Annotated in this window: 14 protein-coding genes; 5 read left to right on the forward strand and 9 right to left on the reverse strand. The window is 63.7% G+C overall.

What is annotated here, in order from left to right; genetic code table 11:
• Positions 1–63: 63 nt before the first annotated feature.
• Both RBJ75_RS09910 and RBJ75_RS09915 read right to left on the reverse strand, forming a co-directional pair.
• Positions 64–765: a phosphatidylserine decarboxylase gene (locus tag RBJ75_RS09910; RefSeq protein WP_044407606.1), complete on the reverse strand. Its 702-nt coding sequence runs from the start codon at positions 763–765 to the stop codon at positions 64–66.
• A gap of 45 nt (positions 766–810) precedes the next feature.
• Positions 811–2,787, reverse strand: a complete 1,977-nt coding sequence (locus tag RBJ75_RS09915) for an ABCB family ABC transporter ATP-binding protein/permease (RefSeq protein WP_044407627.1) — start codon at positions 2,785–2,787, stop codon at positions 811–813.
• 208 nt (positions 2,788–2,995) lie between these two features.
• Between RBJ75_RS09915 and RBJ75_RS09920 the strand changes: the two genes are divergently transcribed.
• Positions 2,996–3,598: a TIGR00730 family Rossman fold protein gene (locus tag RBJ75_RS09920; protein ID WP_044407609.1), complete on the forward strand. Its 603-nt coding sequence runs from the start codon at positions 2,996–2,998 to the stop codon at positions 3,596–3,598.
• A 230-nt stretch (positions 3,599–3,828) separates the two neighbouring features.
• Here RBJ75_RS09920 and cimA read toward each other — a convergent pair whose 3' ends face one another.
• The 4 genes from cimA to cysS all read right to left on the reverse strand — a co-directional run bounded on the left by cimA (position 3,829) and on the right by cysS (position 7,724).
• Positions 3,829–5,427: a citramalate synthase gene (gene cimA / locus RBJ75_RS09925; protein WP_044418255.1), complete on the reverse strand. Its 1,599-nt coding sequence runs from the start codon at positions 5,425–5,427 to the stop codon at positions 3,829–3,831.
• Positions 5,424–5,936, reverse strand: coding sequence for a GNAT family N-acetyltransferase (locus RBJ75_RS09930; RefSeq protein WP_044418254.1), 513 nt, complete (start codon positions 5,934–5,936; stop codon positions 5,424–5,426). Before RBJ75_RS09930 ends, cimA begins: the two co-directional genes overlap by 4 nt.
• A gap of 5 nt (positions 5,937–5,941) precedes the next feature.
• Positions 5,942–6,073 (reverse strand): hypothetical protein, encoded by a 132-nt coding sequence (locus tag RBJ75_RS09935; RefSeq protein WP_276156882.1) that lies wholly within the window; start codon positions 6,071–6,073, stop codon positions 5,942–5,944.
• A gap of 178 nt (positions 6,074–6,251) precedes the next feature.
• On the reverse strand, positions 6,252–7,724 hold the full coding sequence (cysS, locus tag RBJ75_RS09940; protein ID WP_044418253.1) for a cysteine--tRNA ligase: 1,473 nt from the start codon (positions 7,722–7,724) through the stop codon (positions 6,252–6,254).
• Between the two features lie 295 nt (positions 7,725–8,019).
• Between cysS and RBJ75_RS09945 the strand changes: the two genes are divergently transcribed.
• Positions 8,020–8,322, forward strand: a complete 303-nt coding sequence (locus tag RBJ75_RS09945; protein ID WP_044418252.1) for a hypothetical protein — start codon at positions 8,020–8,022, stop codon at positions 8,320–8,322.
• Positions 8,323–8,579: 257 nt separating this feature from the next.
• Positions 8,580–9,698: a DUF2865 domain-containing protein gene (locus RBJ75_RS09950; protein WP_044418251.1), complete on the forward strand. Its 1,119-nt coding sequence runs from the start codon at positions 8,580–8,582 to the stop codon at positions 9,696–9,698.
• Between the two features lie 133 nt (positions 9,699–9,831).
• Here RBJ75_RS09950 and RBJ75_RS09955 read toward each other — a convergent pair whose 3' ends face one another.
• The 3 genes from RBJ75_RS09955 to RBJ75_RS09965 all read right to left on the reverse strand — a co-directional run bounded on the left by RBJ75_RS09955 (position 9,832) and on the right by RBJ75_RS09965 (position 13,776).
• Positions 9,832–11,583: an NAD+ synthase gene (locus RBJ75_RS09955; RefSeq protein WP_044418256.1), complete on the reverse strand. Its 1,752-nt coding sequence runs from the start codon at positions 11,581–11,583 to the stop codon at positions 9,832–9,834.
• Positions 11,584–11,971: 388 nt separating this feature from the next.
• A complete protein-coding gene (locus tag RBJ75_RS09960; protein ID WP_044417075.1) occupies positions 11,972–12,325 on the reverse strand; it encodes a diacylglycerol kinase in 354 nt (117 codons plus the stop codon).
• A 62-nt stretch (positions 12,326–12,387) separates the two neighbouring features.
• Positions 12,388–13,776, reverse strand: coding sequence for a class II 3-deoxy-7-phosphoheptulonate synthase (locus RBJ75_RS09965; protein WP_044416735.1), 1,389 nt, complete (start codon positions 13,774–13,776; stop codon positions 12,388–12,390).
• Positions 13,777–14,339: 563 nt separating this feature from the next.
• Here RBJ75_RS09965 and RBJ75_RS09970 point away from each other — a divergent pair.
• On the forward strand, positions 14,340–15,683 hold the full coding sequence (locus RBJ75_RS09970; RefSeq protein ID WP_044416733.1) for a TadE/TadG family type IV pilus assembly protein: 1,344 nt from the start codon (positions 14,340–14,342) through the stop codon (positions 15,681–15,683).
• Between the two features lie 62 nt (positions 15,684–15,745).
• Complete coding sequence (locus RBJ75_RS09975) at positions 15,746–16,387, forward strand: site-2 protease family protein (RefSeq protein ID WP_044416731.1); 642 nt, start codon at positions 15,746–15,748, stop codon at positions 16,385–16,387.
• Positions 16,388–16,389 lie beyond the last annotated feature (2 nt).

Here is a 16,389-nt window from a genome sequence, read left to right on the forward strand (position 1 = left end):
AGCAACCGCGAGGCTGCACCGCCATTGTGGCGGTTCCCCGGCCTCTGCCGCCCGCCGCGATGGTTAATCCGCGCGGTAGGTCCGGCCGCCATCGCCAAGGCTGAAATCGGCCAGCACGGTCTCGCCGGCAATCGCGGTCTGACCTTCCGAAACCAGCGGCTTGGTGCCTTCCGGCAGATAGACATCGAGCCTGGAGCCAAACCGGATCAGGCCGAACCGCTCGCCGGCCCCGACCACCTGGCCTTCGCGCACGAAGGACACGATCCGCCGTGCCACCAGCCCGGCAATCTGGATCACCCCGATCTTGCCGCCCGCGGGGGTCGAGATCACCAGCGAATTGCGCTCATTGTCTTCGCTGGCCTTGTCGAGCTCGGCATTGATGAATTTGCCCGGCGAATAGATGATCCGTTCGACCCGGCCCGCCACCGGCGCGCGGTTCACATGGCAATTGAACACGCTCATGAAGATCGAGACCCGCGGCAGCGGCTTGTCGCCCAGGCCGAGCTCGGGCGGCGGAATCAGCTGCACGATCATCGACACCCGACCGTCGGCGGGGGCCACCACGATGCCCTCGCCGACCGGCGTGACCCGCACCGGATTGCGGAAGAACAGCGCGCACCACAGCGTCAGCGCCAGCCCGATCCAGCCCAGCGGCGCCCAGATCCAGAACAGGATCAGGGTCGCCACCGCAAAGCCGCCGATGAACGGATAGCCTTCGGGATGGATCGGCGGGATCTGGGCGCGAATCGAATGGGCGATGGACATGGGATTGAAGCCTGGGTTCGAGAATGTGTTGCCAAAGACGCGACGCTAGTCGGCCACGGCCGGAGTCTCCAGATCGGTCATGGCCGGCGGCTGTGAATCATCGTCGATGTCCGCCGCGCGGACCGGCGAGGCCTCGTCAGCGATCAGCGCCAGCCGCTCGCGCGCTTCCTGCGCCTCACGTTGCCTGTTCCACATGCTGGCGTAAAGTCCGTTGGCGGCCAGAAGCTGTCCATGTGTGCCTCGTTCGGCGATTCGTCCCTGATCCAGCACAATGATCTCGTCGGCGCCGACGATGGTCGACAGCCGATGCGCGATCACCAGCGAGGTGCGGTTGCGTGATACCCGCTCCAGCGCTTCCTGGATCTCGTGCTCGGTATGGCTGTCGAGCGCCGAGGTGGCCTCGTCGAGCACCAGGATCGGCGGCGCCTTGAGCACGGTTCGGGCGATCGCCACCCTTTGCTTCTCGCCGCCGGACAGTTTCAGCCCGCGCTCGCCGACCTCGGTCTCGTAGCCCTTCGGCGAGACCCGGATGAAGGCGTCGATCTGCGCGGTCCTGGCCGCCTCCTCGACCTCGGCGTCGCTGGCGTCCCAGCGGCCGTAGCGGATGTTGTAGCGGATGGTGTCGTTGAACAGCACGGTGTCCTGCGGCACCATGCCGATCGAGGCGCGCAGCGACGACTGCGTCACCCCGCGGATGTCCTGGCCGTCGATCAGGATATGACCGGCGGAGACGTCGTAGAGCCGGAACAGCAGCCGCGAGATCGTCGACTTGCCGGCGCCGGAGGGGCCGACAATGGCGACGGTCTTGCCGGCCGGCACCTCGAAGCTCAGGCCCTTCAGGATCGGCCGCTGCGGATCGTAGGCGAAGCGGACGTCGTCGAACCGCACCGTGCCATTGCTCACGATCAGCGGCTTGGCGCCAGGCAGATCCTGGACCTCGGGATTTTTGTCCAGCACCGCGAACATCTTCTCGATGTCGATCACCGCCTGTTTGATCTCGCGATACACCATGCCCATGAAGTTCAGCGGCTGGTACAGCTGGATCATCATCGCATTGACCATGACGAAATCGCCGACCGTATTGGTGCCGTTGCGCACCCCGATCGCGCACATCACCATCGTCCCGGTCAGGCCGAAAGTGAAGATCAGCGCCTGCCCGGCATTCAGAACCGCGAGCGAGGTATAGGTGCTGACGCTGGCGCGCTCATAGCGCTCCATCGAGCGGTCGTAGCGCTCGGCCTCGCGCTCCTCGGCGCTGAAATATTTAACGGTCTCGTAGTTCAGCAGCGAATCGATCGCCTTGGTGTTGGCCTCGGAGTCGGAATCGTTCATCCGGCGGCGGATCTCGATCCGCCATTCAGTAGCCTTGTAGGTGTAGTACATATAGATGATCACCGTCACCATGATCACCGCGACGTAGCGCCAGTCGAACTGCCACAGCAGCACCGCCATCACCAGCGAGACCTCGATCACGGTCGGCACCAGCTGCAGGATCACCATCCTGACGATCACCTCGATGCCGAGCCGGCCGCGTTCCAGCACCCGGGTAAGGCCGCCGGTCTTGCGCTCCAGATGAAACCGCAGCGATAATTCGTGCATGTGCACGAAGGTCCGATAGGCCAGCTTGCGCACCGCATGCATTGCCACCTTGGCGAACATGCCGTCGCGCCATTGCGTCAGCAGCACCATCAGCACCCGCACGCCGCCATAGCTGAGCGTCATCAGCAGCGGCGACGCGATCAGCCACAGCGTCCAGTTCGACGGCTGGACCGGCGCGGTATCGGCGCCGGTGAGCGCGTCGATCGCCCATTTGAAGGTGAACGGCACCGTCAGCGTCGCCACCTTGGCGATCAACAGCAGCACCAGCGACCACAGCACCCGCTGTTTCAGGTCGGCCCGGTCACCCGGCCAGATGAAGGGCCATAGATGGACGAGAGTTCCGAACAAAGTGGCCTTCTGGGCGACGGCATCCTCGGGAATTTCGACGGAAGGGCCGGAGCCGTGAGAATGCGGATGCGCCATCAATTGTGCCTGGACAGAAAACGCGGCCAACCCGGCCGCCAGTGTCATGATCGGATGAAATTTCAGCTCGTCATATAGTGTTTTGTCGGCCCCGTGCACCCTGGCGTACCGATTCTTTGCTCCGGGAACGCAGTAGGACCGAATCGGCGGCGTCGGCCCGCCCAACGCAGTCTTGACGCTGTCATCTGGCGGTGCCACATCGCCCACCATGAGCAAGATCAAAACCGTCTGCGTCTATTGCGGCTCAGGCGCTGGAACCAACCCCCGCTTCCTCGAATCCGCCACCGCCTTCGGCAAGGAACTCGCCGAGAAAGGCGTCGCACTGGTCTATGGCGGCGGTTCTGTCGGCCTGATGGGCGCGGTGGCCACCGCCACGCTGGATCACGGCGGATCGGTCACCGGGATCATTCCGGGCTTTCTCGCCGATCGCGAATTGTCTTTGAAGCGGGTTCAGGACCTGATCGTCACCGACGACATGCATGCCCGCAAGCGGCTGATGTTCGAACGCTCCGACGCCTTCGTGGCGCTGCCCGGTGGCATCGGCACGCTGGAGGAACTGGTCGAGCAGATGACCTGGCAGCAGCTCGGCCGTCACCGCAAGCCGATCCTGATCGCCAATATTGACGGGTTCTGGGACCCGCTGCTGGTGCTGATCACCCATATGCGCGACACCGCCTTCATTCGCCCGACCTTTCCGGTCGAACTTTTGAAGGCAGACAGCGTGGCCGAGATCTTGCCGAAGCTCAACGCCGCCGCAGCTGCGACGCCGGAAGCTGCGACCATGCCGGCCGAAATCGCCGAGCGGCTGTAGCGCGCCGGCAGCCAGCCATCGACTTTGTCAGGTCCGGCTTTGTCAGGGCCGCGAAGGCATCAAGCATCTCTCACCGACGTCATTCCGGGGCGTGCGCAGCGACAGCTGCGCGCGAACCCGGAATCTTGCTCCAAGGACGACAGTGCGTTGCCGCAAGATTCCGGGTTCGCTCGGCCTACGGCCTCGCGCCCCGGAATGACAAACTTCTAACCAAAACGCGCTGCGTCAGCTCACGCCGGCGCGTTGGCCTTCACCAGCTTGTAGATCACCGAATCCATCAGCGCCTGGAACGAGGCGTCGATGATATTGGGCGACACCCCGATCGTGGTCCAGCGCTGGCCGTCCTCGTCCTCGCTCTCGATCAGCACCCGGGTCACCGCCTCGGTGCCACCATTGAGGATACGCACCCGGTAATCGACCAGCCGCAGCCGATCGATATATTTCTGATACTTGCCGAGATCCTTGCGCAGCGCGACGTCGAGCGCGTTGACCGGGCCGTTGCCCTCGGCGGCCGAGATCAGGGTTTGGCCTTCGACCTCGACCTTGACCACCGCCATCGCCACGGTGACGCGCTCGCCGTGCGAATTGTAGCGCTGCTCGACATTGACGTCGAATTGCTCGACCCGGAAATATTCCGGCACCTTGCCGAGCGTGCGCCGCGCCAGCAGATCGAACGAGGCGTCGGCGGATTCATAGGCATAGCCGGCGGCCTCGCGATCCTTCATCTCCTCGACCAGCCGGCCGAGCTTGGGATCACTCTTGTCGAAGGCAATGTTGGTGCGCGCCAACTCGGCCAGCACGTTGGATCGGCCGGCCTGATCCGACACCAGCACCTTGCGGTGATTGCCAATCGCGTCGGGCAGCACATGCTCGTAAGTGTGCGGGTCCTTCATCACCGCGGAGGCGTGAATCCCGGTCTTGGTGACGAAGGCGCTGGAGCCGACATAGGCGGCGTGCGGATTCGGCGCCCGGTTCAGCATGTCGTCGAGCGCGCGCGAGACTTTCATCAGCGTCGCCAGCTTGTCATCCGACACGCCGATCTCGAAGCGCTCGGAAAACTCCTTTTTCAGCTTCAGGGTCGGAATCATCGAGCACAGATTGGCGTTGCCGCAGCGCTCGCCCAGCCCGTTCAGCGTGCCCTGGATCTGCCGCGCCCCGGCGCGGACCGCCGCGAAGGTCACCGCGACGGCCTGCTCGGTGTCGTTGTGGGCGTGGATGCCGACATGATCGCCGGGGATATGCTTGGTCACCTCGGTGACGATGTCGGAGACCTCGTCCGGCATCGAGCCGCCATTGGTGTCGCACAGCACCACCCAGCGCGCGCCGGATTCATAAGCGGCCCTGGCGCAGGCCAGCGCGAATTCGGCATTGGCCTTGTAGCCGTCGAAGAAATGCTCGCAATCGACCAGCACCTCGCGGCCCTTGGCCTTCGCCGCCGCGACGCTGTCGCGGATCGAGGCGATGTTTTCCTCGTTGGTGGTCTCCAGCGCGACGCGGACCTGATACTCCGACGCCTTGGCCACAAAGCAGATCGCGTCGGCCTTGGCCTCGAGCAGCAGCGCGATGCCGGGATCGTTCGACGCCGAGCGGCCGGGCCGTCGCGTCATCCCGAACGCCGTGAAGGTGGCGCACTCGAGATTCTGATCGGCCGCGAAAAATTCGCTGTCGGTCGGATTGGCGCCGGGATAGCCGCCCTCGACATAATCGATGCCGAGATCGTCGAGCATCTGAGCGATCTTGCGCTTGTCATGCAAAGTGAAATCGACGCCGTTGGTCTGCGCGCCGTCGCGCAGCGTGGTGTCGAACAGAAACAGACGTTCGCGTTTCATGATGGTGCTCCCGGCGCGGCGCCAGCGGCGAGCGTCTTTTGCATCGAGGTGTTGGCGAGCCATTCGCCGTTGATGGTGACGGTGTTGCGCTGGGTGGCGACATAGCCGCGCTTGGCGAAGAATTCCGAGGCATTGTCGCTGGCGTCGACCGTGAGCTTCTGCGCGCCGCGAGCGCCGGCGAGCTTTTCCAGCGCGTCGCACAGCATCGCGGCGACGCCCTGCCCGACCGCGCCCGGATGCACATAAAGCAGGTCGATATGATCGGGCCCCTTGAGCGAGGCGAAGCCGACCGGCGCGTTTTGCAGCGTCGCCACCAGCGTCAATTGGCCGGCCAGCCGCGCGCCGAATTTCGGCTCATCATCGACCGCGCTGGCCCAGGCCTGCTGCTGTGGTTCGCTGTAATCGTCGCCGGTCAATTGCTCGACCGACGCAACAAAGATCGCGGCCAGCACCGGCACATCCACCGGCAGCAGCGGCCGCAACGCCGGTTTCGGCATGGCTTGTCCCATTATGATCACCAGAATCCGTAGAGTTTCAACACCAGCGCCACCGCGCCGACGAGCAGCGCGATCTTGATCGCGATGTAATACAGCCAATGCTTCGGAAACGGCGTGTCGGGCCGATGCGAGGTGTCAGGTTCGGTCATCGGGCGATCTCCCGTCTTGTTGCGGCGCGTGGCAAATTCTCACGCGCTCGCGCTGCTAGGCGAGCAGGAGCCATATGCGTCATTGCGAGCGAAGCGAAGCAATCCAGGGTGCCCAGCACGACGCCCCTGGATTGCGTCGTCGCTGCGCTCCTCGCAATGACGCCGCGCCAGGAGCCGCTCATCGCGCGATTTCCCACGTCGTCACCGGCTTGCCGTCGGCATCCTTGCCGTCCTTGATCGCAATGCCCATCGCGGCGAGCTCGTCGCGGATGCGGTCGGATTCGGCGAAGTCTTTTCGGGCGCGAGCGGCGGCGCGGGCGGCGATCTCTTTTTCGATTTCTCCGTTGCTCAGAGGCGTCGCCACAACCGTAACACTGCCGACCGAAGCTTGTGCGCTAGCCGCAGGAACGTTAATGCGCGCGCCGACCGGTCGGCGCGCAAGAACAGACTCTCGGTTCGAAAAACCGAGAAAGTTCATTGCAGCAGCCAGTTCTCCGAATCTCTTTTCTTTTCGTAGAGCATGCATCGCGGCAATTGCGCCAGATACATTGAGGTCATCGGCCAAACATTCGAGAATTTCAGACGAAACTTCCGCTGTGGGGATTGCCCCGTCAGTGTCGCGATACCAATCCCATAGCACCTTGTGATTCTCGTCCAACGCCTTGACTGTCCAATCAATCGGCGACCTGTAGTGCGTCTTGAGCATTGCTAGACGCAGTATTTCTCCGGCCCAGCTATCACCGCCAAACTTTTCCGTCTCCAGCAACTCCCTGATCGTCACGAAATTCCCCAGGCTCTTCGACATCTTCTCGCCTTCGACCTGCAGGAAGCCGTTGTGCATCCAGTAGTTCGCCATGGTCGGCGTGCCGTGGGCGCAGCGCGATTGGGCGATTTCGTTTTCGTGGTGCGGGAAGATCAAATCGAGGCCGCCGCCGTGGATGTCGAACACTTGACCCAGATAAGCGGCGCTCATCGCCGAGCATTCGATGTGCCAGCCGGGGCGGCCCCGGCCCCACGGGCTGTCCCAGCCGGGTTCGTTTTCTGACGACTGCTTCCACAGCACAAAATCGTTGGCGTGCTTCTTGTGCGAGTCGACCGCGATCCGGGCGCCGGCCTGCTGCTCGTCGAGCTTGCGGCCCGACAGCGCGCCGTAATCCGGCATCGACTGAGTATCGAACAGCACCTCGCCGCCGGCCTCATAGGCATGGCCGCGCGCGATCAACTGCTTGATCAGCGTCACCATGTCGGCCTTGCCGTCGGCGCGCGGCATCACGAAGTCGGTCGCCCGTGGCTCTACCGTCGGCCGCAGGCAGCCCAGCGCGTCGACGTCGGCGTGGAACTGGGCCTCGGTCTTCTCGGTAACCTTGCGGATCGCCTCGTTCAGCGGCAGGCCGGGAAAGTCGCGCGTGGCGCGATCGTTGATCTTGTCGTCGACGTCGGTGATGTTGCGGACATAGGTGACGTGGTTTTCGCCGTAGAGATGCCGCAGCAGCCGGAACAAGACGTCGAACACGATGACCGGCCTGGCATTGCCGATATGGGCGAAGTCGTAGACCGTCGGGCCGCAGACATACATCCGCACATTCTGCGGATCGATCGGGACGAAATCCCGCTTCTGCTTGGTCAACGTATCGTAGAGGCGCAACGCCATGCTGTCCGTCCTTGCGGCCGGGCGTCCAATGATCTCGTGTGAGAAAAGACGGCCTCAGCCAGCTGTTCGCTAGCTCATAATCCCGCGGCAAATGCCACAAATTGCGAGAAAACCGTTCATCTGCGCACCATGATCTAGCCAAGGGGATTGCGTCAAGCCCGACGAACTCCCGAGGCGGCGATCCGGACCGTTTTCGGCCCCTGACAAGTCCGGCGCGGCGCCGGGACGGCCATGGTTAATGATTCTTAACCTCTGGGGCCTATGCTGGGGCAGTCCTTCATTGATCCGGTGTGACATGAAATCCCTGACCGCGCTTCTGGCCTGCCTGTTCGTCGCCGCCGCTTCGGCCGCCTTTGCCGACAGCCGGGTGTTCATCATCGGCAATCAGACCGGCCATGGCGTCGACCAATGCCTGGCCAAAAGCGCGAAATGCGGCGCCCACGCCGCCCTGGCCTATTGCCAGTCGCGGGAATTCGCCCAGGCCACGGCCTATCGCCGGGTCGATCCCGACGAAATCACCGGATCGGTGCCGAAAACCGCCGGCAATTGCGCCGGCAGCGGCTGTACCGAATATGTCGCGATCACCTGCCAGCGCTGAGCCTTGCGGCGGCGCGGCTCTATCCCGCTGGATAATTGTGGGTTTTGCCACAGTGATACCCCGGAAACGACGTGACGCTGCCGCCTGGAGCGGCTAAGAGGCAGCGGCGTCGCGGCCTGGTCAGGTCCTGGTCGCAAGTCCTCGTGGCAAGTCATGGTCGCAAGTCCTGGTCGCAGGTATCGCGATGACCCCGGTCGCGCGGATTGCTGCGGCGGTTCTGCGGGTCGCCGGTATCGCCTTCGCTCGGAATCCTTTGAATGCCGGATATGTTCAAGACCCCCTCCTTCGCCCCGCGACGCCATTGGCTGACGGCCATCGTGCTGCTGGGGCTGTCGACGCTGAGCCCTGCCGCCTTCGCGCAGCAGGGCTATCCGCAGCAAGGCTATCCTCAGCAAGGCGGCCAGCCCAATCCGATGTGTCCGCGGCTGGAGGCGCAGCTCGCCTCAATCGACCGCGGCGGCGGCGATCCGGCCAAGGCCGAGCAGATCCGCCGCTTCGAAGACGCAGCCTCCCGGCAGCAGCGCGAACTCGATCGGGTGTCGCAGCAGGCCAAGCGGATGGGCTGCGACAGTTCGGGTTTCTTCTCGATGTTCAACGGCCAGTCGGCCGAGTGCGGCCCGCTCAACAACCAGATCCAGCAGATGCGCGGCAATCTCGACCAGATCACCGCCAGCCTGGAGCGGCTGCGCGTTGGCGGCGGTAATCCCGATCGCGACAATCAGCGCCGCTCGGTGCTGCTGGCGCTGGCGCAGAACAATTGCGGGCCGCAATACGCCAATCAGGCCCGCGAATCCGGCAGTTTCCTCGACAATCTGTTCGGCAACAACGGCGGCAATGGCGGCGCCGACATCGCCCCGCCGCCGGCCGGCGAACTCGGGCCGCGGGCCGGCACCTTCCGCACCGTGTGCGCGCGCAGCTGCGACGGCTATTATTTCCCGATCTCCTTCGCCACCGTGCCGGGCCGCTTCGCCGACGACGAGATGACCTGCAAGAATCTGTGCCCGGCCGCCGACGCCACGCTGTTCACCTATCGCAATCCCGGCGAGGACATGCACCAGGCAGTCTCGATCAACGGCACGCCCTATGCCTCGACGCCCAATGCGTTCCGCTACCGCAAGGAATTCATTCCGACCTGTTCGTGCAAGGCGGCGGGCCAGACCTGGTCGGAAGCGCTGAAGAACATCGACAATAAGTCCGCGGTCCCAAATGGCGATATCATCGTCACCGAGGAGAGCGCCAAGAAGATGGCCCAGCCCAAAGCCGCGCCGAAGTCGAGCGCAGCACCGGCCGCCACCCCGGCCGCCGCGCCCGCCGCCGCCGATCCCAACAAGCCGATCCGCTCCGTCGGGCCGACCTATCTGCCCACCGTGCGCTGAGGCCTCCGCCCGCGAGATCCCGGTTTCGCTCGCCGCTGACGCGGCGCGCGCTCCGGAATGACGGATCGCAGCAAGAACCCCGAAGCTGGGTCCCGGTTCTGCGAAGCGGCATGCATGCCGCATCGCGCCCGCCCTACCCCTCGAACGCCTCGCTGGAGGCGCGGCCGGCGCGGCTCACCAACGTCTCGTCGGGCGCGGCTGGCGCTTCGCCGGGATCGCGAAACTTGTTGGTGATCGGGTAGCGGCGGTCGCGGCCGAAATTCTTGCGGGTGACTTTGACGCCGGGGGCGGCCTGGCGGCGCTTGTATTCGGCGATGTTCAACAGCCGGTCGATGCGCAGCACAGTGTCGCGATCGAAGCCGGCGGCAATGATGTCGGCCAGCGGCTCCTCGCGCTCCACCAGCCGCTCCAGAATGCCATCGAGGATGTCGTAGGGCGGCAGCGAATCCTGGTCGGTCTGGTCCTCGCGCAATTCGGCGGTCGGCGGCCTGGTGATGATGTTGACCGGGATCACCTCGCCGGACGGCCCCAGCGCGCCGTCGGGTTTCCAGCCGTTGCGCAGCGTGCTCAGCCGAAACACCTGGGTCTTGTAAAGATCCTTGATCGGGTTGAAGCCGCCATTCATGTCGCCATACAGCGTGGCGTAGCCGACCGACATTTCCGACTTGTTGCCGGTGGTCACCACCATCGCGCCGGTCTTGTTGGAGATCGCCATCAACAGCGTGCCGCGGGTACGGGCCTGCAGGTTTTCCTCGGTGATGTCGCGCGGCAGGCCTTTGAAAGTGTCTTTGAGGATGTCCTCGAAGCCGTTGACGGCGGCGGCGATCGGCAGCACCTCGTAGCCGATGCCGAGCCTGGTCGCGAGCTCGGCGGCGTCGTCGAGCGAGACCTGCGCGGTGAAGCGGAACGGCAGCATCACGCCGCGCACCCGCTCGGCGCCCAGCGCGTCGACGGCGATCGCCGCGCACAGCGCCGAATCGATGCCGCCGGAGACGCCCATCAGCACGCCGGGAAAGCCGTTCTTGCGCACATAATCGCGCAGGCCCAGCACGCAGGCGGCGTAGTCGGCCTCGTCCTCGTCCGGCAGCTTGGCGATCGGCCCGTCACAGCGCCAGCCGGCATCGCCCTTGACCATCCGCAGCGTGGTCACGCTTTCGACAAAGGCCGGCAGCTGCGCCCCCAGCGTGCGGTCGGCATTGAGCACGAAGGAGCCGCCGTCGAACACCAATTCGTCCTGGCCGCCGACCTGGTTGAGATAGACCAGCGGCAGGTCGCTCTCGGTGACCCGCGCCACCGACACCGACAGCCGCATATCGGCCTTTTCGCGGGTATAGGGCGAACCATTGGGCACGATCAGGAATTCGGCGCCGGTCTCGGCCAGGCACTCGACCACGTTTTCGTAGTCGGCGGATTCCTCCATCCAGGTGTCTTCGCAGATCGGCACGCCGATGCGGACGCCGCGGATCGTCACCGGGCCGGATACCGGGCCGCGACAAAACACCCGCTTCTCGTCGAACACGCCGTAATTCGGCAGATTGACCTTGTAACGCAGCGCCGCGATCCGCCCGCCATCGAGCAGCGCGCAGGCATTATAGAGCTTGCCGCCATCGACCCAGGGGGTGCCGATCAGCACCGCCGGCCCCTCGCCGACGGTGTCGCGCGCCAGCTGCTCGATCGCCGCACGGCAGGCGGCCTGGAACGAGGGCTTCAGCACCAGATCCTCGGGCGGATAGCCGGCGACGAACAATTCGGGAAACACGATCAGATCGGCGCCGTCGGCCGCCGCCTGCGCCCGCGCGGCGCGTGCCATCGCGGCATTGCCCGCGATGTCGCCGACCGTGGGATTGAGCTGCGCCAGGGTGATGGTGAATTGGGTGTCGGTCATGGCCAAGATGTAGCTGGCGGCGGCGGGCTTCGCAATGTGGGGCGGCGGCATCACACCTCCCCGTGCCGACGATCGCATCTGAAAACCTGCAGCTGCGGCGGGCGCCATCCCTCCCCCTTGTGGGGAGGGTGACCCGCCCACTTGGGCGGGTCGGGTGGGGGGACGCGGGCACAGTGCTTGTGGCTCCCCCCACCCGACCCGGCTTCGCTGCGCTCGCCGGGCCGTCCTCCCCGCAAGGGGGAGGGATCAGAGCGCGCTCCCTCTCCCATGGGGAGAGGGTTGGGATGAGGGGTACAACCTCTCGTCGTGCCGTGCCCCCTCACCCGCCCGGCTTCGCCGGCGACCTCTCCCCGGTGGGGAGAGGTGGGCAGAACAGCAGCGCCGATGACTACAGCAGCCCCACGCGCTCACCGAGCGCGAACAGCCAGAATAGGCCGGCCATTGCCAAAGCCACGCCGACGGCGGCGGAGCCCATGTCCTTGACCCGGCCGATCTGCGGATCCTGTTCGGTGGTCAGGCGATCGGCCAGTTTCTCGATCGCGGTGTTGAGCAATTCGACCACCAGCACCAGCACCACGACGGCGATCAGCTCGACGCGGCGCATCGCGGTGGCGCCGACCAAAAAGGCCAGCGGCACTGCCAGCGCCAGCGCGATCAGCTCCTCGCGGATCGCCTGTTCGGAGCGGATCGCGAAGGCCAGCCCATTGCGGGAATTGATCGTCGCCCGCCAGAACCGCAGCATTATCTTGCCGCTTCGCGCATGATCAGGCCCGAAAATCGAAATCCGTTTTTCGGGCCCATGCGCTACAGCCCCGCGGCGGCCGGCAGCGGATTGGCCTTGCGGATACGGCCCTGCTTCAACAATTCGGCGATCAGGAAGGCGATGTCGATCGACTGGCCGGCATTGAGTCGCGGATCGCAGGCGGTGTGGTAGCGATTGTGCAGATCCTCGTCGATGATCGCGCGCGCGCCGCCGATGCATTCGGTGACGTCCTGCCCGGTCATTTCCAGATGCACGCCGCCGGCATGGCTGCCTTCGGCGGCGTGGATGGTGAAGAACGACTTCACCTCCGACAGGATGCGGTCGAACGGCCGGGTCTTGTAGCCGGAATTCGACGTGATGGTGTTGCCGTGCATCGGATCGCACGACCACACCACTTTGCGGCCCTCGCGCTGCACGGCGCGGATCATCGCCGGCAGATGATCGCCGACCTTGTCGGCACCGAAGCGGCCGATCAGCGTCAGCCGGCCGGGCTCGTTAGCCGGATTGAGCACGTCGATCAGCTTCAACAATTCATCGGGCTTCAGCGACGGGCCGCATTTCAGCCCGATCGGATTCTTGATGCCGCGGAAATATTCGATATGGGCGTGGTCGAGCTGCCGGGTGCGATCGCCGATCCACAGCATGTGGCCGCTCGTCGCGTACCAATCGCCGGTGGTGGAATCGACCCGCGTGAAGGCCTGCTCATAGCCGAGCAGCAGCGCCTCGTGGCTGGTGTAGAAATCGGTGGTACCGAGCGAGGAATCGACCGCGAAGGTCAGCCCGCAAGCGCGCATGAAATCCAGCGCGCCGGAGACCCGGTCGGCCAGATCCGCATAGGCCTTGGACTGCGGCGAGCCGGACACCGATTGCAGCATCCATTGATGCACATTCTCGACGCTGGCATAGCCGCCCTTGGCGAAGGCGCGCAGCAGGTTCAGCGTCGCCGCCGACTGCCGATAGGCATCCATCTGGCGCCGCGGATCGGGAATCCGCGCCTCCGGCGTGAAGCCGATGTCGTTGATAATGTCGCCGCGATAGCTCGGCAATTCGACGCCGTCGCGCTTTTCGGTGTTGGACGAGCGCGGCTTGGCGAATTGGCCGGCGATGCGGCCGACCTTCACCACCGGCGAGGCGCCCGCATAGGTCAGCACGATCGCCATCTGCAGGAACACCCTGAACAGATCGCGGATATTGTTGGCGCCATGTTCGGCGAAGCTTTCGGCGCAATCGCCGCCCTGCAGCAGGAAGGCTTCACCGGCGCAAACCCGGGCCAGCTCCTTCTTCAGGTTGCGCGCCTCACCTGCAAAAACCAGCGGCGGAAACGTCGCCAGCTGCGCCTCGACATCCGCCAATGCTTTCGCATCCGGATAAGACGGCATCTGCTGAACCGGCTTGCTGCGCCAGCTGTCGGGTGTCCAGCGTTCGGACATGGGACCAACTCCTGAATGAAAACCGCCGCTTAACGAAAGCGGCGGTGGCCGCCTTATACACAGGCTGGTCGCCGACCGCCAGTTGGAAATCGGTCGTCTGACGCAACCCGTTGCGGCTAAAGTCGAATTTGGCGTTCCGGGACGGCGGCGGGGCGCCCAACGGCCGTCGCGATGGCTGCGCGCCACGACATCGGCGCGAAGGAGTGACGAGCGACGGCAATTTGTCGCCCCCTCCTCGCCGGCGTCGGACAAGCGCACCGCGTCTGCGCTCGCCGCGCGTCACATATCTTTCGGAATGCGCCGGACTAACTGTCCGAAGCGCCGCGACTAATGATCGCAATCCGGTGATCAGCCCGGTCGGCATTCTGCGTAGCAGACAGCTTCGCTATTGGATCTCGACCTCGCGGCTCCACCTCGTTCATCCAGATACCGCTCGGCAATTCCCAGACGGACGACAAATGTACTTAGCGCGAGGATGACGGCGCAATTCTCCGTTGCGTTGAACCTTGCCTTAAGCTTCTCAAATTACGAGTAGTGAGATTACAAACAGAGGTGCATTCATCATGCTACCTATTTCAAATCTCGCGCGACGATTTTACCGCAACGAGAACGGCAATATTGCCGTCATATTCGCCTTGGCGCTGCTGCCGGTCTTGATACTCATTGGATGCGCGGTCGATTATGCACGCGCCACTCAACTTCGCGCCAAATTACAGGCTGCCGCCGACGCGGCGAGCATCGCCGCGGTCGCACGACAATCGGAGACCGCCAAGGCCTTCTTGCAAATGACGAAAGATGGCGAGGTTGAAGGCGGAGCCACCGAGGCAAAGCTCATGTTCGATGGAAACATCGATGGCCTCACCGGCTTCACCCTGAAAGAGTTCAAGGCGACGGTCAAAAAGAGCTCGTCGCAATTGACCGCCGTCACTGAATTCACGGCGGATGTTCCGACGATGTTTCTTGGCGTGATCAACAAAACGGTTCTGACCATTGGCGGAAGTTCGACCTCGACCTCGGGCATGCCGCTCTATATCGACTTCTACCTTCTGCTCGACAACTCGCCGTCGATGGGCGTGGGTGCGACAAAGGCCGACGTCGACATCATGGTCGAGGCTACGAAGAACAAGTCCTCAGATTCCAAATGCGCCTTCGCCTGCCACGACACCGAGAATTCAAATAATTATTACAAGCTTGCCAAGAGCAAAGGTGTAAAAATGCGGATCGACCGGCTGCGCGACGCCACCGTTCAGTTGATGGATACGGCGCGCAGCACCGCGACCTATTCAGACCAGTACCGCATGGCGATTTATGACTTCAACCGGTCCGCCTCGGCTGCACAGTCGGCCGCCGTCAGGAAGCTCGGGGCTCTCACCTCCAACATGTCCGACGCCAAGATTGCCGCCAGCTCCACCGACCTGATGACCGTGAATGGCCAGAACGAGTACAACGATCAGGACACCAGTTTCACCGAAATCTTCAAGGCGATGGACAAGGAGATCCCCGCGGCCGGCCCAGGCACGAAGAATGCGCCGCAGAAATACCTCTTCTTTGTTTCCGATGGCGTCGCCGATGAAGCCAATTCCAGTTGCGCCAAAAAGAAGACCGGAAACCGCTGTCAGTCCCCGATCAACACAAAGCTCTGCCAGACCATCAAAGACAGCGACGTCAAGATCGCGGTCCTCTACACCACCTATCTCGAGCTCCCCACCAACGATTGGTACAAGGAGTGGATTGCGCCTTTCAACAAGGGGCCTTTTGGCCCGTCGCCGAACAGCGAAATCGCCAACAACATGAGAGCCTGCTCTTCGGACGGCCTGTATTTCGAGGTCAGTCAGGACGAAGACATTTCTGCCGCGATGAATGCGCTATTTCAAAAGGCCGTCGCCAATGCCCGCATCTCTCGCTGATTGCCGGTCTATCACCACCGCATTTTCCACGCCCGCATTTTTGAGCCGGACATGGTGCATCAATGTATTACGACATTGCGATTGCGATATTCGCCGTCTACGGAATCCTGGCCATCCATGAACTCGGCCATCTCGTTGTCGCACGAGCCTTCGGGATTCGCACCTTTGGTCTGACGCTCGGCGTCGGACCCAAGCTCGTCGGATTTCGTTGTCCCTTGGGGGTCCATTGGACGATCGCTGCGCTGCCGATCGGCAGCAGCTGCAAGCTTTCCGCAGTCGCGGGCGCCGGTCCAGACAACGTCCAGACGGCACCGGCGGGCCGAGCCCTCGCGGATACCTCGATCGGCGAACGCGCCGCGATCTACGCGGCCGGCCCCGTGATGAACATCTGTGTGGCGGTCGGGCTGATCGGGGCGAGGAGCTGGAGCAATGGCGAGTTCTCGTTGTCGTGGATCGAACGCGCGGAAGCGACGACGATCGCGTTGATCGCAGGCATTTCGATCTTGATCGGCCTCTTCAATCTATTGCCGATCTTGCCATTGGACGGCGGGGTTCTGGCACTGCTTGCGCTCGAAGCCAGACGGGGCAAGCCGCTGAGCCGCCGCAGCGAGAGCCATTTTCGTACTGTGGGGCAAGGCTTGATCACAGCGGCGAGCGTGTCGATCGCGATCTTGTTCGCGCTGCGCTACTGGCATCTGATCTAGCC

The organism is Rhodopseudomonas sp. BAL398 (genome assembly GCF_033001325.1).
Taxonomy (GTDB): Bacteria; Pseudomonadota; Alphaproteobacteria; order Rhizobiales; family Xanthobacteraceae; genus JARJEH01.